A 21,610-nucleotide genomic window follows, 5' to 3' on the forward strand; every position below is an offset into this window, starting at 1 on the left:
CGCCATTTCCCTTCTCTGTATCAAGCATGCCTGTGTATCGGTATATTCTTACCTATAACACTGCGCATGCTTTGACCTAGAGAAAATGGCTTGCGCTAAACGTTAAAAATGAATGTGGTTAATCCGCGAATTAATGACGGAAGTGACGCATACCTGTAAATACCATCGCCATGCCGTGCTCATCGGCCGCTTGGATGATCTCTTCGTCACGAATCGATCCGCCTGGCTGGATGATACAGCTGATCCCCGCGGCCGCTGCGGCATCAATACCATCGCGGAAGGGGAAAAACGCATCCGATGCCATGACCGAGCCTACCACTTCGAGGTTTTCGTCGGCGGCTTTAATGCCTGCCACTTTGGCGCTGTAGACGCGGCTCATTTGGCCGGCGCCAACACCAATAGTCATGCTGTTTTTGGCGTAGACAATGGCGTTCGATTTAACAAACTTAGCCACTTTCCAGCAGAACATGAGATCTTTCATCTCCGCTTCGGTCGGCTGACGCTTCGAGACCACTTTAACATCGGCTTGGCTAACCATGCCTTGGTCACGATCTTGCAGCAGCAAACCACCGTTGACACGCTTGTAGTCTAGGCTGGTGGTCTTAGTGTTCCATTGACCGCACTCTAGCAGGCGCACATTGGCTTTAGCGGCAACCACGTCGCGCGCGGCTTGGCTCACACTTGGGGCGATAATCACTTCCACAAACTGGCGCTCAACGATCGCGCTAGCGGTGGCGGCGTCAAGCTCACCATTAAAGGCGATGATGCCACCAAAGGCTGAGGTGGGGTCGGTTTGATACGCGCGGTTATAAGCATCGAGCAGATCGCTACCAATCGCCACGCCGCATGGGTTAGCGTGCTTAACGATAACGCAGGCGGGCTCGTCAAACTCTTTCACGCACTCAAGTGCCGCGTCGGTGTCGGCGATATTGTTGTACGACAGCGCCTTACCTTGTAGCTGTACTGCGCTAGCGACTGAGGCTTCATCGATATTCAGATCCACATAGAACGCCGCGCTCTGATGGCTGTTTTCACCGTAGCGAAGATCTTGTTTCTTCAGCAGTTGGGTGTTGTAAGTGCGCGGGAAATTAGAGTCAGCGTGGCATTCATCTGTGCTGTGTGCAGGTACCATAGTACCGAAGTAGTTGGCAATCATGCCGTCATAGGCTGCGGTGTGCTCAAATGCGGCGATGGCCAAATCGAAACGGGTTTCAAGCGTGGTGCTACCGTTATTGGCTCGCATCTCGGCAATCACGCGGTCGTAGTCGCACGCGTTGACAACAATAGTGGTGTCTTTGTGGTTTTTAGCGGTCGAGCGCACCATGGTGGGGCCGCCAATATCGATGTTTTCTACCGCATCGGCTAGGGTGCAGCCTGCTTGGGCAACGGTGTTGGCAAAGGGGTAGAGGTTAACGGCAACTAAGTCGATTGGCTTGATGGCATTTTGTTCCATGACCAGCTCATCGATACCACGGCGTGCTAAGATGCCGCCGTGCACTTTGGGGTGCAAGGTTTTTACACGCCCGTCCATGATCTCTGGGTGACCTGTGTAGTCGGAGACCTCAATGACAGGCACACCGTTGTCTGCCAGAAGGGCAGCGGTACCGCCAGTAGAGAGCAGCTCAACACCTTGAGCATGCAAGGCTTTTGCAAACTCGAGAATTCCGGTTTTATCAGAAACGCTTAACAGCGCGCGACGAATAGGTCTGGCATTATTCATTTTGGGTACAGGGTCCAGTAGTTATTTTTAAGGATCTTTCGGAAAACATTACAGTGCTTTAGTTAGTGCCTTGCTCTGCTTTCCAAAAGTCCCTCAATCTATTGTTACTGTCCATCGCGGCGCGCGTATTTTATCGTAAAACGCTGTGCCATGCTGTTTTTTTCTGCACGATTTCACAATACGCCTAAGCGAACAAGCATCTTGACTGTAAATCCGCATAATAACCCTTGACCTTAGATTTAACTCTAAGGTTTATACTTAGTGCCATCGACAATGATGCCAACGTGTTTGGGTGAGTGATGTATCGAATAGGTGAATTAGCAAAGCTGTGTGAGGTAAAAACTGACACACTGCGATTTTATGAAAAGCATGGTTTGTTATCGCCTTCGATGCGAACCGAATCAGGCTATCGTATGTATACCGAAGAGGATGCAGAGCGGTTACGTTTTATCTTGCGGGCCAAGGCGGTGGGATTCACGCTGGCGGAGATAGCTGAGCTGTTGTCGATTGATTTGGATAAGTCCAATTGGGCGTGCGCCGATGTCAAAGGGATGGTGGACATCAAGTTAGCTCAGGTGAGCGCCAAAATCGCCGAGCTTAATCATTTTCAGGTGTCGCTTAAGCGCTTATCCGATGCCTGTTGCGGCGGCCCTGAAAGTGCCGAACATTGTTCAATATTAGAAGCGCTAGAATCAAACTCTGCTGAAGTAAAGCGTGAAAACCATACTCATCAGCATCAAAATAACCCAAATAAAGCAAGCTGTAAGCGTAAGGGCTAGTTATGTTATTAAGTCATTTTATCGATCTGTTTTTAGAGTCAGCCCCTTGGTTGTTACTGGGGTTAGTGTTGGCAGGCATGTTAAAGATGTTTGTGCCTATGACATGGATGCAACGACAGCTAGGGGGCCATGGCTTTAAAACCACCGTCAAGGCGGCGGTGCTGGGCGCGCCTTTACCCTTATGTTCTTGTGGAGTGATCCCCGCCGCAGTAGGGCTGCGCCGCTCTGGCGCGTCGAAGGCGGCGACCACCTCATTTTTAGTCTCGACCCCTGAAACGGGCATCGATTCTGTCAGCGTATCTTATGTCTTGCTTGGGCCATTTATGGCGATTGTTAGACCTATTGCCGCTATTGCCAGCGCCATTGTCGCAGGCTTGTTAGTTGGCCGTGATGATGACCAAGTAGCGCCTGCAACCTCAGTGTCAGACAAGGACGCGGCAACCGCGAGCTGCTGTAGCAGTAATAAAGCCGAGGTCGTGGTGGCGTCTTGTTGCAGTAGCAAAGCTGCCACGCCCGTAAAAAATGGCGGTGGTGCTAGTCAAGGGAATAAGCCGCTCATCATGCGCCCATTAGGTGAAAGTGGTCGTATGATGGAAATGTCGCCTCAAGGCGCTACGCAAGTGGCTAGCCTTAAGCCAGTCGCTGCCAGCTGTTGTAGCGACAAGGCTGCCGCTAAAATTGAGTCTGTATCGAGCTGTTGCAGCACGGAGAATAAGGATGAGACTACTGAAAGTTGCTGCGCCTCGACCCAAGATATCGCCAGCGAGCTTAAAGGCACTTCGGTGATCGCCAGAATGGGCAAAGGGCTGCACTATGCCGCCACCGATTTGATTCGCGATACTACCCTTTGGCTGTTGATCGGTTTGTTTTTTGCGGCCTTAGTGCAAACCTATGTCCCAGGCGATTTTATGGCTAAATGGGGCGATGGCCTGCTTGCCATGTTGGTGATGGTGCTGATCTCTGTGCCTATGTATATCTGCGCTACGGCATCGACGCCGATTGCTGCAGGGCTATTACTTGCTGGGGTGTCACCCGGCGCGGTATTGGTGTTTATGCTCGCCGGCCCTGCGACTAATATCGCCACCTTAGGGGTTGTCGCTAAAGAGTTGGGTAAGCGTGCCTTATATGGTTATCTGGGCGGCGTACTCGGTGTCGCCTTAATCTCTGGGGTGATAGTTAATTACCTTGTTGATACCTTTGGCTTTGAGGTGATGCCGCAAGTGGGTGAGCAGCACAACCTATTACCCGATGCCGTTGTGTACACCTCTGGCGTTGTGCTAGCGATATTGATGTTAAAGGTACTGCTGGAAAAGCTGCCTAAAAACTGGTGGCGCCGTGATTGCTGCTCATAACACGGGGTAAGCTAGCTTAACTGTCGTAGATCGGATTTGAAATTAATTATCAGCCAAAAGGCACTCAATGAGTGCCTTTATTTATGGGTAACACTGAGTGTTGCTTAACTGGCTGGTACAAAATCCATGGGGATATTGCGTTCGGTTACCGTGGCTTGGGTGACGCTGACCTCCTGTTCATCGGCATGAATAAAGAAGGGGGATTGTGGATCGTCTGCGTTGTTGCTCGACTCCGGATCATCATTTTGGGCTAAACAGGTGTAACCTAAGCTGTAACTGTCGGCAGCGACAAAACCAAATTCATATTGGTAACCGATAACTGTCTCTGTGTCATCTAGTATGGCTTGTACACGCGAGGAGGCGATAGGCGCCACTTGAGGTGGAATGAGCCCTGCATCAGGGCGGAAATCGCTCATCTGCGCCAATGGTGTATCGGCTGGGTAAAGGTAAACGGCTTGATTAAAGGTAGAGCCCTCGGCGGCGGTTTCACAGGCTGTCACGGTATCGGGACTGATTTGACCACGAATCGCGCCCACTTCGGCATTATTAACCAATTGCACCGAGGTTGGTTTGAGTGTCCAGTAGGCTTTATTGCCGTGGGGCGCCTGTAGTCCTTTAGCCAGATCGAATTCGGCGACAAACAGGTTGTTGCCAGCGGCGATAGTAAAGGCTTTATTAAAAAATAGTCGCCCTGTATCTGGCTCGTCGGCGCCAACACCGCCGCAAGTGCCATTGCTGTTAGTCGTTAATCCTGCAATCCCATCGATGGTTTGTACATAGGAGCTATCTTCATTGGCAACTTCACTGTTTTCCATGTAGATACACATTTGGTATTCACCGACGGGAACCGATTGGCCACTGACCAATGTGGCTGTCTCTTGGCCTTGAACGGTAAGTAAGTCGACCATTTTGAGCTCGCCGTTATCCGATACATCAAATGACAGTGACTGCCCATTACCTTTGAGCACGACTTGTTTAAAGGCGATATTGACAACTTGAGCATCGGCAGGGTTATCGGACACGCCAAGACTAAAGCTGCCTGATAGTGCTGGGTCAGGGGCGTCATTGCTATCGCTGCCGCCACAAGCGGTGAGGACACTGGTCAGTGCGATGGCCATTAACGATGTAGAATACTTCATAGATCACCTGTTCATCATGTGTAGAGTGAATGTAAAAGGGGTTAATTCACGCCGCTAAGTGAGGTGAACGACGTATATAGATACATTATAGACACACTTAGTTGTCATTCTTAAGGTTGAGACATTAACAATAGGGGTATATGAACCAGAATTAATTTAGTTAGGGGGAATATGGATAGATTATTTACCCATTAAGAGTGATGAGTCTTGGTAGGAAGCAGCTTGTGGGTTAACTATAAAGGGTTGTAAATCAAGCGGCTTTAAATTGAGTTGCTCAAATTAAAGCCGCCGTCGCTATTTAATCACTCAAACCGTTAGTTTGTAAATTCAGCATTGTGGTAGACGTTTTGCACGTCGTCACAATCTTCTAGCGCCGCTAGAAACTTCTCGAATTGCGCGATCACTTCAGGATCGATCACCTCTGTCATGGTTTGCGGCACGAAAGTGATCTCTTCCACTTCAAATTCGATATCGGGTAGTGCTTCGTTTAAGGCGGTTTTAGCTTTGAAAAATTCGGTATGAGGAGCAAAAACACTGACCATGCCGTCTTCGACTTCAATATCGCTAACATCCACATCGGCCATCATCAGTAGTTCTAAAATGGCTTCTTCATCGTCACCTTTAAAGACAAATACCGCTTGGTGATCAAACATATGACCAACCGTGCCTGGGCCGCCTAACTTGGCGTCATTTTTAACAAAGGCTTGTCTCACCTCGGTGAAAGTGCGCTTACCGTTATCGGTTAAACAGTCGACGATGACCATGGCGCCACCTGGACCGAAGCCTTCATAACGGGCTGTTTCATAGTCTTCACCGCCGCCGCCACGGGCTTTTTCGATGGCACGATCTATCACGTGAGCCGGAACCTGATCTTTTTTAGCCTTAGCGATCATTTGACGCAGTGCTAAGTTGCCATCTGGATCGAAACCACCATTTTTTGCGCAAACATAGAGCTCTTTGCCGTAGCGAGAGTACAGTCTAGTTTTTTGCCCAGCCGTTTTGGCCATAGATTCTTTGCGATTTTGGTATGCTCTTCCCATCTTGATCTATCTCTTTAAGCTAAAAAAATTGGCCCAATGTTAGCAGTTTTATTGGCATTTTTGCAGACTTGGATAATGAATTTATCAAAACAGCGCTAAGTATCACTATTGCGAGGTTTTTTGTTCTGGCCGGTTAATGAAATCGGGGATCTCTAATATCGCCTCAACTCGGGCGGCAAACAGGGCGTGATAACGGTACTTGGTCGTGTGTGGCCTCGAGTCGATAATTGCCATCTCAGCGATGCGATAGCCTTTAATAGAGACCGACTCGTGGCGCCGTTCAAATCGATAACGGGCACTTAAGGTGACAAATATCATTGCCTCATAAGGCTGGTGATGAGTAGACTGCTAAATCAATTTAATCAAGAGTTCGTTATCAATGGTGCAGTGGCAAGAATATGGGTTTTCAGCGCTTAGCGTAAAGCAGTTATATGAGCTAATTAAGCTCAGGGTCGATGTGTTTGTGGTAGAGCAGCATTGCCCTTATCCCGAGCTCGATGGCAAAGACACACTGGCCCAGACTCGCCATCTGTTAGGGGTTGATGAACATGGCGCGCTGGTGGCTTATGCCCGCATTTTAGCGCCGGGCGTGAGTTATGCCGATAGCAGTATTGGCCGAGTGGTGGTCGCCCGTTGCGCGCGTGGAGCCGGGCTTGCGGAGTCACTAATGCACAGGGCGATAGCCATAGCTCAAGCGCAATGGCCACAGGCCAATATCCAGATCGGGGCGCAGCAGTATCTGTGTGGTTTTTATCAACGTCTGGGGTTTACCCCTGTCTCGGATGTGTATCTCGAAGACGGTATACCACATGTCGATATGTTATTAAGCTAAGTCGCCAGCATAATAGCCTGCCATAAAAAAGGAGCACCTTGATGGTGCTCCTTTTTTTGAGATAAACGCCATAGGCGCTAAAGGCATATCGAATAATAAGCCTTAGTCTCGAAGGCGGATCCTTGGATTGTCGTCAACTTCACCGCGGCTATCTATGGTCGATAGTTGGTGCTGCTGGGCGATAATCGCTAACGGACCCGAAGGCAAATGGCGAACAAACAACAGTCGATAACCAAACCGAAGCAGGTTATAAAGGGCCATTTTTTGCTCTGCGCTCATAGAGTTCCAATGCTCATCATGATGCAGGCTAGTCCTTCGCCTGTCTTGCAGTTGTTGTGCTATTTGCATGTTATTATCTTTACGTATGAAGGCTGATGCAGCCAATTAATTCATCCAGTGCAGCCCCTTCTGATGGCGGTTGTCACTATCGACCAATGGGTCGATTTGAGCAGTTTAAAGTGAATTGGCTGTGTAAAAATTGCACGAGATCAAAGTCGGTGCAAGATCATGCGACTAGGTTGAGTAATTATGAAATTGCTCACGTTTTATCCCGTTTTTTGAGGCCGTAAGATGCTCCATTATATCGAACCAGTGTTTCGACCACCGTCAGAGTGGAAATCATTAATTTTACAAGTGACCAATGGCTGTAGTTGGAATCGTTGCAGTTTAAGCTTGTAGCACCGCAAAAGCAGTTTAAGGCGCAAAAACTCGAGCTGATTGAAGCCGATATCCTTAAAGTAAAGCAAAGTGGTGTCGCGGTATCACGGGTTTTCCTTGCCGATGGTGATGCAATGGCACTGCCCTTTAAACGTTTAGAGGCGATCTGTTTGTTGATCCGTGAACACTTACCTCAAGTCACTAGGATAAGCAGTTATTGTCTGCCGCGTAACCTTACTAATAAGACCGATGAGCAACTCGCTAGGCTTAAGTCGTTGGGGTTGAGTCTATTGTATGTGGGCTGTGAAAGTGGCGATGACCAAGTGTTAGCGCATATTGAAAAAGGCGAAACCTTCGAATCATCACTGATGGCATTGAGTAAAATACGTCGCGCCGGTATGAAATCGTCAGTCATGATATTAAATGGTTTGGGCGGGGTGACGCTTTCTCAACAGCATGCGGTTAACTCGGCTAAATTGATGAATGTGGCGCAGCCAGACTATTTGTCCACCTTAGTGGTGACCTTACCTTTGGGGACGCAGAGAATGGACAGTCGATTTGACGGGCATTTTGAGCTGCCCGATCAGTTGGGGCTACTGCGTGAAATGCACACCTTGTTGAGCCATCTTGAGTTAGATAAAACTATTTTTCGCTCTGATCATGCTTCAAATTATTTGGTGCTCAAAGGGGTATTAGGCAAAGATAAAGCCATGTTACTCGCTCAGGTCGAACAGGCATTACAGGGGATGATCCCGCTGCGGCATGAATGGCAGCGAGGCCTGTAAGGCAAACTATTGGCGTACAGGCAATGCTAGTTTTTGGTTTACTTTTCTATATGGATCTCGCGTATTGGGCAGGGTATTTCAATACCAGCCTGCTGCAGAGCATGAATTAAAGCCAGATTTACTTGGTATTTCTTTTGGTGGTAATGGGCAGTTGGAACCCAATAACGCACACCGATCTCTAGCCCTATGCTATTAAAACCATTGATGCCAATTTGTGGTGCAGCCTGCTGGCTAACATGTTCGCTGCGCTCTAACACCTGACGTATGATGGCAATGACTTGGTCTACGTCACTGTTGTAGTTGATATTAAAGTGGTTATTAACCAATTTGTTTTCAAACGAGTTATGCAGTATTTCACCGACAATATGTTTGTTGGGAATACTGATCACCTCACCCTCTTCATTGGTCAGCAGGGTTAAGCCAAGATGGATGCTCTTGACGACACCACTGACCCCTTTAATTTCAATCGTATTACCTACCACAAAAGGGCGAGTCACAATAATAGTGACGCCAGCCGCGTAGTTGGCGAGCATGCCTTGCAAGGCTAGCCCTGCGCCTAAGGATGCCGCGCCGATGGCGGCGACCATGGGGGTGATACTGATCCCTAGCTTGCCCAGTGCAATGATCCCCACCATCACCACTATGATGATCCGCACTAAGTTAGAGACAAAGTTGCTTAGGGTGATATCGATATGATGTTTTTCAAATTGCTTAGCGACTAAGTTAGACACCTTGTTAGCCACCCACAGCCCAATCAGAAAGACCAGCAGTGCACCAACGAGCTGAAAACTGTATTTGACCAGAAATTCGGTCAACATGTTGTAGACATTCTGCAGCTGAGCAAGCTCCTGCTCTAAACCATTCTCATTCATAAGGTTGTTCCTGACACTGTGGCAACAAATAATCGTTAAGGTTACTTAATTTTCAAGAGTTTGATAATCACTATCTGCTTAAATCACTCAATTGGCTTAATGCGTGATTGAGGTCAAGCTATGGGCATCATTTTCTAAGCGGAGCACTGGGTTAAGTTATAGTTCAACGAGGACAAATTGATAAATGGTTTAATTAAGGAGCGATATGAAAGCGTTAGTATTAGCGTTAAGTTTGCTGGCATCGGTTAGTGCCCAAGCGGCGACTCTAGTCGTGGGAGACAGCCTAAATACAGTTGAGCTACAAGATCAGCATGAGCAAACCTTGGTGGTAGATCAAAACACCCGCATCGTGCTGTTTAGCCGAGGCATGAAGGGCGGTGACATCATTAAGGCGGCGTTGGAGTCACTACCGCAGACGGAGCAAGCAGAAGGGCTCGTTTATGTCGCCGATATTAGTGGCATGCCATCACTCATCGCCAAGTTTGTCGCCATACCACAAATGCAGGATCTGCCTTTTCAAATCGCCTTAGACCGGGAAGGGCAAGTAACGCAGCAGTGGCTGGGTAATAAAGACAGTGCAACGGTTATGCACCTGCAACAGCTCAAGATTGTTGCCATGACTCAGGTAGACACGCCTGAAGCGCTAGTGGCTGCGATAAAATAGTTCATTACATCTTGCCTCGGTTATCTTGATGTTGCGCAGTGTTGGGTAAGACTAACGCTGCGCAGCTCATATCATATCTCCATCATGGCCTGTTTGGTGCTGCTGCTCGTTTGTGCATGGCGTGATTGGCTGAGTTTTACCTCCTCGTTTACCATCATCGCCTATTGAATAAAAAGTTATCTTTGAAGCATTAAAATTCATTGCTATTAGGGCTGAAATAGCGTTTACTGCGGATGATTTTTAATCAGCTTAACTCACACTATTTTATGCTGCTATGGAGATACTGGCGCGATGAGCCAATTTCAATCTATTGATGTTAATGATTATTATGACTCTGAGACATTTGAGCGTATTAAATCGTTTGCCCAAGATAAGCCCACACCATTTGTGGTCATTGATACTCAGATTGTTGCCAAGCAATATCAGGCGATGGTGGATAACTTTCCATACGCCAGTATTTACTATGCGGTTAAGGCCAATCCCGCGCCGCAAGTGTTAACCCTGCTGCGTGACAAAGGCGCCAATTTTGATATTGCCTCAATTTACGAGCTCGATATGGTCACTGAGCTTGGTGTGAGCTGCGATAGAGTCAGCTATGGCAATACCATCAAGAAGCGCGCCGATGTGCGGGCGTTTTTTGCTCGTGGTGTACGTATGTTTGCCTCAGACTCAGAAGCCGATCTACGGATGTTAGCCGAAGAGGCGCCGGGGGCGCGCGTTTATGTGCGGATTTTAACTGAGGGCACTCATACTGCCGACTGGCCTTTATCACGTAAATTTGGCTGTCAAAATGAGATGGCCTATGACCTGCTCGTGCTGGCTAAGGCATTGGGACTTGAACCCTACGGGATCTCGTTTCATGTGGGATCGCAGCAACGTGACATTGGCGCATGGGATTCGGCGATTGGTAAAGTCAAAAGCATCTTCGATCGCCTCAGTGAGGAGCACGGTATTATCCTCAAGATGATTAATCTTGGTGGTGGTTTTCCGGCTAACTATATCGATAAAACCAATCCGCTGGAAACCTATGCCGAGCAGATAACGTACTTTTTGCAGGAAGATTTTGGCGATAACTTGCCAGAAATTATTTTAGAGCCCGGTCGTTCGCTGTTGTCTAACGCTGGGGTATTAGTATCAGAGGTGGTGTTGATCAGTAAGAAGTCACACACAGCGTTGGAGCGTTGGGTCTTTACCGATGTTGGTAAATTTTCTGGCTTGATTGAAACCATGGATGAAGCGATAAAGTTTCCTATCTATTGTGAGCGTCAGGGCGAACTGGATAAATGTATGATTGCAGGGCCGACCTGTGACAGTGCCGATATCATGTATGAGCATTACCATTATGGCTTGCCCAGTGATTTAGCCATCGGCGATCGTCTCTATTGGCTCAGTGCTGGCGCCTATACTACCACCTATTCGGCGGTATGTTTTAACGGTTTCCCACCGCTAACAGACTATTATTTATAGGTGTCGCTATTGATAATCCCTCAATGTTAGCGATACAGAAACAGTGGCGAGCCTTACGTGTTAATGCTCGCCAAACCATTAGCAACTAAGGTATTGATTGGCCTAATCAGTAAACCGTCAGGGGGCTTTAGCGTCTCTGGCAGTGTATGTGAATCAATCACTTTGCCTTGTTATGTGCAAGGTGTACAAGCCACAGCCTCCTACCGTTAGCCACAGGCCCCCACCTTTTGCCGCAAACGGCATTATCTCTTTGACTGATATTTATCGGCACTGTTTTTTATTGGTACATTTTTTATTTTAAATTAATAGCTTAATCGTTGTGATTGTCGTTTTCTAACCCACTCAATCAGTGGTGATTAAATCTGCAAGCGTGCTGGAAAGGTAGCTGCCAACTGCTATATTTGCTGTTGTTGTGGTGTAAATGGTTTTGTAAATCGATTACGGCAAAAGATCGAACTGCTAGCAAGCAAAGTGTGATCGAGTTAACCTTACCGGCTTGCGTACTAGGTTAAAGTCCGATTTAACAGAATTTTATAATCAAAACTGAAAGGGGTTTTCATAATGTCAGATGTATTTCATTTAGGCCTGACCAAAGAGATGTTGCAAGGTGCAACACTTGCCATCGTCCCGGGTGATCCTGAGCGTGTTAAGCGTATTGCCGAATTAATGGATCAACCTACATTTCTTGCTAGCCACCGTGAATATACCAGCTACCTAGCCTATATCGATGGTAAACCCGTCGTTATTTGTTCAACTGGGATTGGTGGTCCATCAACCTCAATTGCGGTTGAAGAGCTGGCTCAGTTGGGGGTTGATACCTTCTTACGTGTCGGAACTACAGGTGCAATTCAGCCCCATGTTAATGTTGGCGATGTCATTGTGACTCAGGCCTCGGTTCGTCTGGACGGTGCTAGCTTGCATTTTGCTCCTATGGAGTTTCCTGCGGTAGCCAACTTCGAATGTACTACGGCGATGGTTGCTGCTACGCGTGAAGCGGGCATCGAGCCACACATTGGCATAACGGCATCTTCTGATACTTTCTATCCAGGTCAAGAGCGTTACGACACTGTGAGTGGCCGTGTTACCAGTCGTTTTGCTGGCTCAATGAAAGAGTGGCAAGCGATGGGTGTATTAAACTACGAGATGGAATCGGCGACGCTATTTACCATGTGCGCGAGCCAAGGGTGGCGAGCAGGTTGTATTGCGGGCGTTATCGTTAACCGCACTCAGCAAGAGATCCCTGATGAAGCGACTATGAAAAAGACTGAAACCAGTGCCGTGTCGATTGTGGTCGCAACCGCGAAGAAGTTGTTGGCATAAACTGCTGACATCATGCGTGACATGGGTGTTGGCGTCAGTTTAGATGAGTCTTAATGTGAGTCTTTGCGGCCTATGATGTTGTTAGGGCTCTCATTGCCACCTTGTGTGATGATATGTAAATAAAAGGCGCCCAGTGGCGCCTTTTTGATATTTAGCGTAAAGCCAGTGTCGTATTCGGCCTAGAAGTGATATTTAGCGATCACTGAATAGGTATTTTGATCTACGCCTTTAACGCCATATTTATTTTGCCAGTAGTCATACTCGACGCCGACAAACAGTTGGTTTTTATTGTGTTCACCAAAGATCACCGCGCCAAGATCGTACTTAACCTGTGGGTTAAAGTGGAAGTTCTCTTCATAGCCTTGGTTATCGGCAGAAAAGACCCAATCGATATAGCCATCGAATATGATATTGCTATTACCCACGGGGAAATCCATTCTAAAGGCCGGAGTGACTTGCCAACCATCACTTAGGTTACCACTGCTGAGCGCGTCACGGCGGTAGGTATTAATATTGAAATAGGTAAAGTAAGGCACTGCGATATCCATGCCGATACCATACAAGAAACTGGTGACTGGGCCTTCACCTTCTTCAAGCATAAATGCCCAAGAGAGATCGGTTATTGGACCAAAGTCTATTGATTGGCCACTGATCTTGCTAGCGCTTAAGCGTGTCGAAATTTCACCATAAGTGGTGTCGTTTTCAGACAGGTTTGAGCCGTTAAAATAGGTAACATCTTGGAACGCAAACCAATCACCGTAGATCCATGCGCCTGCAGTTTCGAAAGTGACTGTCGTTTGTCTGTCCGAAGCGGCAAGATCATAATCATTACCGTGCAGTGCCGTCACACTCATATCCCACCACTGCACGATATCATTAGCCATAGCAGGTTGTGCAGCCAATAGGGCGAGAGCAAGCCAACTCTTTTTCATCAATCTTCACCTTGTGTTGATTTTTTTATTCGGACGTAATTTAAAACAGTCCTGAGATTATTTAGGTTATGGTGATGCAGTTTGATCGCCGTAACCCTTTAGCGGCGGCAAGTATAAATGATTTCTTTAAGCGGCCAAAACACTAAACAATGCGCAGGGCTAATAAATATCGACTCTGTGGTAAAGACCTCGATTTACTGCTGAAAGGCATGACATAATATGTCGCCTGCAGCGAGAAGAGCTGCTATAGTCAACTCTTAATACTCTTATTTCAGGGGGAAATATGGTGTTGTCAAATCCGTTGATGATATGGATAGTGATCGGTATCGTGTTGATGTTAGCTGAGATTGTCTTACCCGGTGGAATTGTTATTTTATTGGGGGCTGCCTGTTTGGTGGTGGCTGGGGCGTTAGCCGTTGGCTGGGTTGAGGGCTTAGTGCAAGCGCTCACCTTGTGGTTTATTGCCTCTATGGTGTTACTGTTAGGCTTTCGTCACGTCACGCAAAAGTTGGTCGGCGGTGATTCACATATTGATAATACCGATGAGGAGATGGATTTATATAATCAAACCGCGATAGTTAAAACGGTGATTGGTCCCGCACAGATACGTGGGAGAGTTGAATTTCAGGGGAGTGAGTGGCCAGCGTTAGGCGATGGCAGCGAGATCCCTGTGGGGGCAACTGTCAGAGTGATATGTCGTGAAAATATCGCCTTGGTGGTTGAACCAATATCAGAGTAATAGCGATAAGCTATGTAAAAGGATGGAATCTATGTTTGTATTTACCTTAGTGGTGTTATTTGTTTTTTTTATTTTATATAAATTGCTGTTGATCGTGCCGATGCGTGAGGTCAATGTGATTGAACGTTTAGGCAAATTTAGGGTGGTGTTGCAACCTGGGTTTCATTTTTTGATCCCCTTCTTCGACCGGGTTGCTTACAAGCATGACACCCGAGAGCAAGTACTCGATGTACCACCGCAAAGCTGTATCTCAAAAGATAATACCCAACTAGAAGTTGATGGACTGGTGTATCTTAAGGTGATGGACGGGAAACTGGCCAGTTATGGTATAGAAGATTATCGCCGCGCCGCAGTCAACTTAGCCCAAACCACCATGCGCTCAGAGATAGGTAAGTTAAGTTTAAGTCAGACCTTTTCTGAACGTGACAGCCTCAATGAATCAATCGTGCGTGAGATAGATAAAGCGTCCGATCCTTGGGGGATCAAGGTGCTGCGTTATGAAATTAAAAATATTACCCCCTCCTTTAAAGTGATCCACACCCTCGAAAAGCAGATGGAAGCCGAGCGCCGTAAGCGCGCCGAGATAACCTTAGCCAATGCCGAAAAAGCCGCGATGATTAACCTGTCTCAAGGTGAGCGCCAAGAAGCGATTAATATTTCAGAAGGACAAAAGCAGAAACGCATCAATGAAGCCCAAGGTACGGCACAAGAGATCGCCATTATTGCCAGAGCTAAAGCCGAAGCCATGACTCAGGTGTCTCAAGCCCTTGCGCTAGAGGGAGGCAACGAAGCGATGAATATGCAGCTTAAAGAGCAGTTTATTGTGCAGGTTGGCAAAATACTTAATAAGGCCGATATTTCGGTGGTCCCCGCCGAGCTGGCGAAACTGGAAGGTTTCTTCGAAGGGATGGAGCAAGTGACCCAAGCGGTTGGGCAAGCAAAAGGAGAGCGCTCATGATTGCAGGTATCGATACAGACTTAATTGTCATGGGGATTTGGGGATTAATTTTTGCGATTTTCGTGATCAAGTTATTCCAATCTATTCGCTTGGTGCCCACCAAGTCGGCATGTGTGGTTGAACGTTTGGGTAAGTATCACTCGACGCTCGATGCTGGCTTTCATGCCTTAGTGCCCTTTGTCGATAAAGTCGCGTATGTCCACGATCTTAAAGAAGAGACCATAGATGTACCGCCCCAAGAGTGTTTCTCTAGCGATGAAGTCAATGTGGAAGTCGACGGGGTTATCTACATCTCGGTAATCGATCCGGTAAAGGCCAGTTATGGGGTGACAGATTATCGCTATGCCGCCATTCAGCTTGCGCAAACCACCACGCGCTCTGTCATAGGTACCTTAGATTTAGACCGCACCTTTGAAGAGCGTGATGTGATCAGCGCTAAAGTGGTCGAGGTGTTAGATCAAGCGGGCGCCACATGGGGAATTCGGGTGCACCGCTATGAGATCAAAAATATTACCCCGCCAGAAACCGTGAAGAATGCCATGGAGATGCAGGTCAACGCCGAGCGTGAACGCCGTGCACTATTGGCAAAAAGTGAGGGTGATAAACAGAGTAAAATTAATCGCTCTGAAGGTATTAAAGCGGAAACCATTAACCATTCAGAAGGTGAAATGCAGCGCCGCATAAATGAAGCCGAGGGTAAAGCAGAAGAGATCTTAGCCATCGCCAAGGCGACCGCCGAGTCGATTGAGCGTATCGCCCAGGTGATCTCAGCACCCGGGGGTAAAAACGTGGTGCGTATGCAGCTTGGTGCCCAATACCTCCAGCAGTTTGATGGCCTAAGCCAGAATGCCAGCAAGATAGTGTTGCCTGGCAATATGATGGACTTTGAGCATTGGATGGACAGCATGGGGCTGGAAGAGAGTAAAGATTAAGTCATCCACGTAATTGAAAAGCCGGTGCCATGGCGCCGGTTTTTTTATGCCTGCATCGCAATGCGTTAAAAGCCACGCAGCGTATGACCTAGGCGCCGGCTCCTGTTATACTGCCTGCTTGATTTTTTGGAGGCAAGAATGGACGTATCTTCTTTACTTGACGGCTTAAACGATAAGCAGCGCGAAGCCGTTAGCGCACCACAATCTAGCATGTTGGTGTTAGCGGGCGCGGGCAGTGGTAAAACACGCGTATTGACCCACCGCATCGCTTGGTTGATGCATCATGAACAGCAGAGCCCCTATTCTATTCTTGCGGTTACCTTTACCAACAAAGCCGCCGCCGAGATGCGTGAGCGGGTAGAGAAGGTGAGTGGCAGCAATATGGGCCGCATGTGGATAGGCACCTTCCACGGCCTCGCTCATCGTTTGCTGCGCACCCATTATCAAGACGCTAACTTGCCTCAAAGTTTCCAAATTCTTGATTCTGACGATCAGCTGCGCTTGATTAAACGTATTTTAAAAAGCCTTAACCTTGATGAAAAACAGTACCCTCCGCGTCAAGCACAGGGCTACATCAATGGTAAAAAAGATCAAGGTTTGCGCCCTAAGCATATCGATACCACGGGTTTTCCTATCGAGCAAAACCTGCTGAAGATCTATCAGGTATACCAAGAGTCTTGCGATCGCGCAGGGCTGGTGGACTTTGCCGAAATTTTGCTGCGGGCTCATGAGCTGTGGCTCAATAAACCGCATATTTTAGAGCACTATCAAGCGCGTTTTAAAAATATCCTTGTGGACGAGTTCCAAGATACCAACGCCATTCAATATGCGTGGATCCGCGTGCTAGCGGGTAACAGCGCCAATGTGATGATTGTTGGTGATGATGATCAGTCCATTTATGGCTGGCGCGGCGCGCAGGTCGAAAATCTGCATAAGTTCTTAGATGATTTCCCCGACGCGAAAACCATACGCCTAGAGCAGAATTACCGCTCCAGCGCCAATATTTTGAACGCCTCGAACGAGCTGATCGCCAACAACCCAGATAGACTCGGTAAAAAGCTGTGGACCGAAGATAAAGCTGGTGAGCAGATTGGGCTTTACTGTGCCTTTAACGAAATGGATGAGGCGCGCTTTATTGTGGGCCGTATCATGGACTGGCAAGATATGGGCGGCAATTTAAGCGATTGCGCGATCCTTTATCGCTCCAACGCCCAATCACGGGTGCTTGAGGAAGCCTTGCTGCATAAAGGGATGGCTTACCGTATTTATGGCGGTTTGCGCTTCTTCGAACGCCAAGAAATTAAAGATGCCATGGGGTATCTGCGGCTCATCAGTAACAAAAATGATGATGCCGCTTTTGAACGTGTCATTAACACGCCCGCTCGCGGTATAGGGGGGCGCACTCTGGATATTTTACGCTCAACGGCGCGTCAGCAAGAGTTAACCCTGTGGCAGACCTGCTTGTCGGTGCTCGATGAAAAGTTGCTCAGTGGCCGAGCGGCAAATGCGGTGCGTGGCTTTATGGATCTTATCGTTAACTTGCAACAAGATACCGAATCGCAATCTTTGCACCGTATGACAGATCATGTGATCCAAGCGTCTGGCCTCAAAGCCATGTATGAAGCCGAAAAGGGTGAGAAGGCCCGTGCTCGAGTAGAAAACTTGGATGAGTTAGTGACCGCGGCGCGCACCTTTGTGATGCCAGAAGATCTGGAAGATATGGGTGAACTCAACGCCTTCTTGTCCCATGCGGCGCTCGAAGCGGGCGAAGGCCAAGCCGATGCCTTTACCGATGCGGTGCAATTGATGACGCTGCATTCGGCCAAAGGACTTGAGTTTCCACTGGTGTTTATGGCGGGCGTCGAGGAGGGGATTTTCCCCAGCCAAATGGCGATGGATGAGGGTGACAGGCTCGATGAAGAGCGCCGCCTCTGTTATGTTGGCATGACCCGCGCCATGAAGCAGCTCTATATTACCTATGCCGAATCACGGCGCATCTATGGCCGAGAAAACTTTGCCCGACCGTCACGGTTTATCAAAGAGATACCCAGTGAATATGTGCAAGAAATTCGCTTAAAGGCACAGGTAACGGCACCGACTAATAGGTTTAGTAACCGAATCAACGATGCTATTAGTGAGAGTCGCAATCGCCCTGTAAGAGCGGTTGCTGGCCATGAGTCTGGTTTTAGTATTGGTCAACGGGTGATGCATTTTAAGTTTGGTGAAGGCAAGGTTATCGATCTTGAGGGCAATGGAGAGCAAGCGGTTATTGAAGTGAACTTCGACGATGTCGGCCGTAAACGGCTTAAAATCGCCTTTGCTCGTTTAGAAAAGGTATAGCCATGGGTGGTACAAATGGCTTGAAAGTGGTCGTATGTCAGTCATAATGTCAGCCATATTGACCTCAGATCACAGGCCAAGCGGTGTTTAAGGGAGCCTCATTAGATGAACTTACGGGATAAAATTAACGCCTATTTGCGTCTTGCACGCATGGATCGGCCCATCGGTACCTTGTTGCTGCTATGGCCTTGTTTAATGGCCCTTGTACTAGCGGCTGGTGGCATGCCAGATACTAAAGTACTGATTATTTTTATTATTGGCGTGGTAGTGATGCGTGCGTGTGGGTGCATCATCAATGATTATGCCGATCGTAATATCGATTCTTACGTCGAGCGCACTAAATCACGACCTTTAGTCAGTGGTGAGGTGTCGGTAAAAGAGGCCCTGTGGCTATTTGTGGCATTAGGCTTGTTAGCTTTTGGTTTAGTCTTGATGCTTAATCCATTGGTGGTGCAACTGTCTGTGGTAGGGATTATTTTGACCATCATCTACCCCTTTACCAAGCGCTTTACCAACATGCCGCAAATGTTCCTTGGTGTGGTGTGGAGTTGGTCAATACCCATGGCCTATGCCGCGCAAACGGGTGAGGTGCCAGCAGAAGCCTGGTGGTTATTTGCCGCCAACTGGTGCTGGACTGTTGCCTACGACACTATGTATGCCATGGTCGATCGTGATGATGATTTGAAAGTAGGCATTAAATCGACGGCGATTTTATTTGGCCGTTTTGATCGTCAGATAATCGGTTTGTTTCAGTTAGCCGCCCTTGGTTGTTTTATTATGGCGGGCTTAAGCGCGCAACGTGGTTTAGTCTTTGGTTTAGGCATTATCACCTTTGTCGGCTTTAGTCTGTACCAGCAAAAGCTGATTTATGGCCGCGAGCGCGCGCCCTGTTTTAAAGCTTTTTTAAATAATAACTGGGCGGGGTTAAGCCTGTTTATGGCATTGGGTATCGATTATCTAATCTAAATGGGTTAAGCGTGTTGCGCTAACGGTCACAGATGCAAGTCGAGATGATTAACAACAGAAGCCAGTGACATTATCACTGGTTTTTTTGTTAATCGTATAAGTGCAGCTCATACTAGACCAACTAGCTCGCTTGTTGTAGCTGCAGATCTCCATTCAAATTCGCAGCCTCAATAGCAGACTTAAACTGCTGCGGATTATCCAGCACTATGTCGATTTGGCTAACTGACTCTGTTAACTGCCCCATTGCGCCCATATAGACTTGAGGAGATGTAAACATAATTCGCGTATTGCTTTTCCCTCTGCCGAAACTCAGATCCTGCTTGTCTCGCTGTGCACTGCCATCGAGTAATTCCACACCTGCAATACGATTTAATTCAACAACTAGCATTCCCCAAATGCCATTATTTAGCACCAGCTTGTCATCGATGAGATAACAACTATAGTGCCGCGCAATTCGGTGGTTTGCACAAAGTACCACGACACTATAGGCGATAAACCCAGCAGAAAAGAGTGCGGCGAGTTCACTCCAATCGACTAAGGCTAGGTAACAACAAGTCGCGGCAGCAACCAAACCTGTGATCAGTGACAACAGATGCCAGCGACTCGATGATAATGAGGTGATATGCGCAATAGCCCTTGCATGATGACGAGAGAAATAAGCTATGGCGTAATACCAGCTGGCAGGCTCGGTCGCTAACATGTATCCCAAGGTGAGTTTCTTATCATCTTGGACTTGCGGCTTATCTACAGGCTTGTTCGTTGTAAGCGATGCTTGAGGCTGATTTGTGCCATATTGGCTTATCACAGTGAGTCTCGGATCGCCTTTGGCCGATCTCGCTTGCCACAGTCCCCTCGCAATACTCACGATTAGATACAGTTCAATCGCGAGTAACACGGCAATAATAGGAAAGCGCAACCAGGCGATAAACTCAAAGTAACTCGCGATCTCCGCCGGGAAACCAAGCCGAGCCATCAGGCTGCTAAGACTAAAAATGATAAGTAGTTTCCATAACTTTTGACCGCCCACTTTGATAATGGCAAACCAATAGCCAAGTGGTAAAATAAGGAAGTAGATAACAGAAAATACACTTAGCCGAATCAGTGCACTAGGTTCATCTAAACTCGCGGGAAGATATGTAAAACCAAGGCTGTAAGCCACAACGACGGATAACAGAAACAACAAACGATATTTAACACTTCGCCTCATAAAGGCTCCCTGTGTAATGTTACCTATTTGTAAGCAACATATGGAGTTAAGACGCTAGTCTCAAGCTAAAAATTGTAACTAAAGTCATTTAAGACGAAGATTTTTATATGAAATTAACTCTGTAACAGGGCTAAGTTGACGGAGATTTCTTGTCATTCTCTGCTTTTTGCTTCATTAAGTCGGCAATTTGGGCAGATAACACAGCTATCTCAGTTCGGATCTGAGCGCGTCGCTTTTCGGCCGCGTCACTTTTATCGTGAGCTAAGGCCTTAAGCTCTTGTTGGAGATCTTGTATCTTCTCTTTGCGCTGTTCAATCAGCTCATCAAGGGAAGGTTTATGGGGTTTGTCGCTGGCCGCCGCTTGCTGAGTTTCTTGCATCTCATTCACTTTAGCGTGCAGTGCACCACCAAGTTCACTCGCCAACGCTTGGCGACCTTCACTAGAGATAGAAACCTGACTACTTTCCTGACTAGGTACCGCTACAGCTGAGGCAGCCGTCTCTTTCACAGCCACTAAATCTTTCGCAACTACAGTTAATCGGCTCAAACTTGTTGGGCCAAGGCTTTGCTGATTTATTCCTTGAATGTTCATACTGCGCCTTCTTTAACGAGCAACTTGTGCTGAGTGATATTAATACCCATTGCTTCTATTCATCGGCAAATGACAAAAATGGTTTAGTTAATTGGCGACAATCTTTTCAGCAATCAGCAAAATTGTGGCTCAGACTAGATAATTAACGCCTAACGCGACAAGATGAATGAGTCATTATGGGGATACCTGTAATGACTTTTTTTATGGGGGCCGTATATGGTGGGGACAAGAGGCATTTATCTGTGTAATGAGTCAATTGAGAAACTCGCTGCAGGATAATGGCATAATAGCTCATAAATGAGAGTGCAAAAAAGCAG

The 21,610-nt window shown here is 47.5% G+C and carries 20 protein-coding genes and 1 pseudogene; 12 read left to right on the plus strand and 9 right to left on the minus strand.

Features of this window, described 5'->3' with window-relative positions; all coding sequences use genetic code 11:
* Positions 1-130: 130 nt before the first annotated feature.
* Positions 131-1,720, minus strand: a complete 1,590-nt coding sequence (purH, locus tag DN599_RS07575; RefSeq protein ID WP_110457026.1) for a bifunctional phosphoribosylaminoimidazolecarboxamide formyltransferase/IMP cyclohydrolase — start codon at positions 1,718-1,720, stop codon at positions 131-133.
* A gap of 299 nt (positions 1,721-2,019) precedes the next feature.
* On the opposite strand from purH, the gene zntR reads away from it, so the two are divergent.
* Together zntR and DN599_RS07585 are read left to right on the plus strand one after the other, a co-directional pair.
* The gene (zntR, locus tag DN599_RS07580; protein ID WP_110457027.1) at positions 2,020-2,499 is read left to right on the plus strand and encodes a Zn(2+)-responsive transcriptional regulator; all 480 of its coding nucleotides are present in this window, start codon (positions 2,020-2,022) and stop codon (positions 2,497-2,499) included.
* Between the two features lie 2 nt (positions 2,500-2,501).
* Positions 2,502-3,851: an SO_0444 family Cu/Zn efflux transporter gene (locus DN599_RS07585; RefSeq protein WP_110457028.1), complete on the plus strand. Its 1,350-nt coding sequence runs from the start codon at positions 2,502-2,504 to the stop codon at positions 3,849-3,851.
* 104 nt (positions 3,852-3,955) lie between these two features.
* Here the strand turns inward: DN599_RS07585 and DN599_RS07590 are convergent, their stop codons facing one another.
* From DN599_RS07590 to DN599_RS07600, 3 genes are all read right to left on the minus strand, one after another.
* Positions 3,956-4,990, minus strand: coding sequence for a DUF4382 domain-containing protein (locus DN599_RS07590; protein ID WP_110457029.1), 1,035 nt, complete (start codon positions 4,988-4,990; stop codon positions 3,956-3,958).
* A 314-nt stretch (positions 4,991-5,304) separates the two neighbouring features.
* Positions 5,305-6,030, minus strand: a complete 726-nt coding sequence (locus DN599_RS07595) for a YebC/PmpR family DNA-binding transcriptional regulator (RefSeq protein ID WP_110457030.1) — start codon at positions 6,028-6,030, stop codon at positions 5,305-5,307.
* Positions 6,031-6,135: 105 nt separating this feature from the next.
* Positions 6,136-6,348: a hypothetical protein gene (locus tag DN599_RS07600; protein ID WP_110457031.1), complete on the minus strand. Its 213-nt coding sequence runs from the start codon at positions 6,346-6,348 to the stop codon at positions 6,136-6,138.
* A 61-nt stretch (positions 6,349-6,409) separates the two neighbouring features.
* Between DN599_RS07600 and DN599_RS07605 the strand changes: the two genes are divergently transcribed.
* On the plus strand, positions 6,410-6,862 hold the full coding sequence (locus tag DN599_RS07605) for a GNAT family N-acetyltransferase (RefSeq protein ID WP_110457032.1): 453 nt from the start codon (positions 6,410-6,412) through the stop codon (positions 6,860-6,862).
* Positions 6,863-6,964: 102 nt separating this feature from the next.
* Here the strand turns inward: DN599_RS07605 and DN599_RS07610 are convergent, their stop codons facing one another.
* A complete protein-coding gene (locus tag DN599_RS07610) occupies positions 6,965-7,210 on the minus strand; it encodes a hypothetical protein (protein ID WP_110457033.1) in 246 nt (81 codons plus the stop codon).
* A 222-nt stretch (positions 7,211-7,432) separates the two neighbouring features.
* Between DN599_RS07610 and DN599_RS07615 the strand changes: the two are divergent.
* A pseudogene (locus DN599_RS07615) lies at positions 7,433-8,304 on the plus strand (radical SAM protein).
* A gap of 38 nt (positions 8,305-8,342) precedes the next feature.
* On the opposite strand, the gene DN599_RS07620 reads toward DN599_RS07615, so the two are convergent.
* Positions 8,343-9,176 (minus strand): mechanosensitive ion channel family protein, encoded by an 834-nt coding sequence (locus DN599_RS07620; protein WP_110457034.1) that lies wholly within the window; start codon positions 9,174-9,176, stop codon positions 8,343-8,345.
* 205 nt (positions 9,177-9,381) lie between these two features.
* Here DN599_RS07620 and DN599_RS07625 point away from each other — a divergent pair, with 205 nt between their 5' ends.
* The 3 genes from DN599_RS07625 to udp all read left to right on the plus strand — a co-directional run bounded on the left by DN599_RS07625 (position 9,382) and on the right by udp (position 12,627).
* Complete coding sequence (locus DN599_RS07625; protein ID WP_110457035.1) at positions 9,382-9,840, plus strand: hypothetical protein; 459 nt, start codon at positions 9,382-9,384, stop codon at positions 9,838-9,840.
* Positions 9,841-10,131: 291 nt separating this feature from the next.
* Complete coding sequence (locus DN599_RS07630) at positions 10,132-11,307, plus strand: type III PLP-dependent enzyme (RefSeq protein WP_110457036.1); 1,176 nt, start codon at positions 10,132-10,134, stop codon at positions 11,305-11,307.
* 561 nt (positions 11,308-11,868) lie between these two features.
* Positions 11,869-12,627 (plus strand): uridine phosphorylase, encoded by a 759-nt coding sequence (gene udp / locus DN599_RS07635; RefSeq protein WP_110457037.1) that lies wholly within the window; start codon positions 11,869-11,871, stop codon positions 12,625-12,627.
* Positions 12,628-12,806: 179 nt separating this feature from the next.
* Here udp and DN599_RS07640 read toward each other — a convergent pair whose 3' ends face one another.
* Positions 12,807-13,559, minus strand: coding sequence for an outer membrane protein OmpK (locus tag DN599_RS07640; RefSeq protein ID WP_110457038.1), 753 nt, complete (start codon positions 13,557-13,559; stop codon positions 12,807-12,809).
* A gap of 283 nt (positions 13,560-13,842) precedes the next feature.
* On the opposite strand from DN599_RS07640, the gene DN599_RS07645 reads away from it, so the two are divergent.
* From DN599_RS07645 to ubiA, 5 genes are all read left to right on the plus strand, one after another.
* Entirely contained in the window at positions 13,843-14,298 is a 456-nt protein-coding gene (locus DN599_RS07645; protein WP_110457039.1) for an NfeD family protein, read from the plus strand.
* 31 nt (positions 14,299-14,329) lie between these two features.
* A complete protein-coding gene (locus DN599_RS07650; RefSeq protein ID WP_110457040.1) occupies positions 14,330-15,256 on the plus strand; it encodes an SPFH domain-containing protein in 927 nt (308 codons plus the stop codon).
* Complete coding sequence (locus DN599_RS07655) at positions 15,253-16,188, plus strand: SPFH domain-containing protein (RefSeq protein WP_110457041.1); 936 nt, start codon at positions 15,253-15,255, stop codon at positions 16,186-16,188. The genes DN599_RS07650 and DN599_RS07655 overlap by 4 nt, the downstream gene beginning before the upstream one ends.
* A 138-nt stretch (positions 16,189-16,326) precedes the next feature.
* Positions 16,327-18,528 (plus strand): DNA helicase II, encoded by a 2,202-nt coding sequence (gene uvrD / locus DN599_RS07660; protein ID WP_110457042.1) that lies wholly within the window; start codon positions 16,327-16,329, stop codon positions 18,526-18,528.
* Positions 18,529-18,633: 105 nt separating this feature from the next.
* A complete protein-coding gene (ubiA, locus tag DN599_RS07665) occupies positions 18,634-19,494 on the plus strand; it encodes a 4-hydroxybenzoate octaprenyltransferase (protein WP_110457043.1) in 861 nt (286 codons plus the stop codon).
* A gap of 121 nt (positions 19,495-19,615) precedes the next feature.
* Here ubiA and DN599_RS07670 read toward each other — a convergent pair whose 3' ends face one another.
* Positions 19,616-20,701 carry a hypothetical protein gene (locus tag DN599_RS07670; protein WP_110457044.1) on the minus strand — a complete coding sequence of 362 codons (1,086 nt, stop codon included), beginning with the start codon at positions 20,699-20,701 and terminating at the stop codon, positions 19,616-19,618.
* A 130-nt stretch (positions 20,702-20,831) separates the two neighbouring features.
* Positions 20,832-21,293, minus strand: a complete 462-nt coding sequence (locus DN599_RS07675) for a hypothetical protein (protein ID WP_110457045.1) — start codon at positions 21,291-21,293, stop codon at positions 20,832-20,834.
* Positions 21,294-21,610 lie beyond the last annotated feature (317 nt).

It is taken from the genome of Shewanella algidipiscicola (assembly GCF_900380485.1).
Lineage (GTDB): Bacteria > Pseudomonadota > Gammaproteobacteria > Enterobacterales > Shewanellaceae > Shewanella > Shewanella algidipiscicola.

What these genes read in the sequence shown, in the direction of transcription:
- purH (WP_110457026.1), bottom strand. Translation starts at nt 1,720, where the DNA reads ATGAATAATGCCAGACCTATTCGTCGCGCGCTGTTAAGCGTTTCTGAT.
- zntR (WP_110457027.1), top strand. Translation starts at nt 2,020, where the DNA reads ATGTATCGAATAGGTGAATTAGCAAAGCTGTGTGAGGTAAAAACTGAC.
- DN599_RS07585 (WP_110457028.1), top strand. Translation starts at nt 2,502, where the DNA reads ATGTTATTAAGTCATTTTATCGATCTGTTTTTAGAGTCAGCCCCTTGG.
- DN599_RS07590 (WP_110457029.1), bottom strand. Translation starts at nt 4,990, where the DNA reads ATGAAGTATTCTACATCGTTAATGGCCATCGCACTGACCAGTGTCCTC.
- DN599_RS07595 (WP_110457030.1), bottom strand. Translation starts at nt 6,030, where the DNA reads ATGGGAAGAGCATACCAAAATCGCAAAGAATCTATGGCCAAAACGGCT.
- DN599_RS07600 (WP_110457031.1), bottom strand. Translation starts at nt 6,348, where the DNA reads ATGATATTTGTCACCTTAAGTGCCCGTTATCGATTTGAACGGCGCCAC.
- DN599_RS07605 (WP_110457032.1), top strand. Translation starts at nt 6,410, where the DNA reads ATGGTGCAGTGGCAAGAATATGGGTTTTCAGCGCTTAGCGTAAAGCAG.
- DN599_RS07610 (WP_110457033.1), bottom strand. Translation starts at nt 7,210, where the DNA reads ATGCAAATAGCACAACAACTGCAAGACAGGCGAAGGACTAGCCTGCAT.
- DN599_RS07620 (WP_110457034.1), bottom strand. Translation starts at nt 9,176, where the DNA reads ATGAATGAGAATGGTTTAGAGCAGGAGCTTGCTCAGCTGCAGAATGTC.
- DN599_RS07625 (WP_110457035.1), top strand. Translation starts at nt 9,382, where the DNA reads ATGAAAGCGTTAGTATTAGCGTTAAGTTTGCTGGCATCGGTTAGTGCC.
- DN599_RS07630 (WP_110457036.1), top strand. Translation starts at nt 10,132, where the DNA reads ATGAGCCAATTTCAATCTATTGATGTTAATGATTATTATGACTCTGAG.
- udp (WP_110457037.1), top strand. Translation starts at nt 11,869, where the DNA reads ATGTCAGATGTATTTCATTTAGGCCTGACCAAAGAGATGTTGCAAGGT.
- DN599_RS07640 (WP_110457038.1), bottom strand. Translation starts at nt 13,559, where the DNA reads ATGAAAAAGAGTTGGCTTGCTCTCGCCCTATTGGCTGCACAACCTGCT.
- DN599_RS07645 (WP_110457039.1), top strand. Translation starts at nt 13,843, where the DNA reads ATGGTGTTGTCAAATCCGTTGATGATATGGATAGTGATCGGTATCGTG.
- DN599_RS07650 (WP_110457040.1), top strand. Translation starts at nt 14,330, where the DNA reads ATGTTTGTATTTACCTTAGTGGTGTTATTTGTTTTTTTTATTTTATAT.
- DN599_RS07655 (WP_110457041.1), top strand. Translation starts at nt 15,253, where the DNA reads ATGATTGCAGGTATCGATACAGACTTAATTGTCATGGGGATTTGGGGA.
- uvrD (WP_110457042.1), top strand. Translation starts at nt 16,327, where the DNA reads ATGGACGTATCTTCTTTACTTGACGGCTTAAACGATAAGCAGCGCGAA.
- ubiA (WP_110457043.1), top strand. Translation starts at nt 18,634, where the DNA reads ATGAACTTACGGGATAAAATTAACGCCTATTTGCGTCTTGCACGCATG.
- DN599_RS07670 (WP_110457044.1), bottom strand. Translation starts at nt 20,701, where the DNA reads ATGAGGCGAAGTGTTAAATATCGTTTGTTGTTTCTGTTATCCGTCGTT.
- DN599_RS07675 (WP_110457045.1), bottom strand. Translation starts at nt 21,293, where the DNA reads ATGAACATTCAAGGAATAAATCAGCAAAGCCTTGGCCCAACAAGTTTG.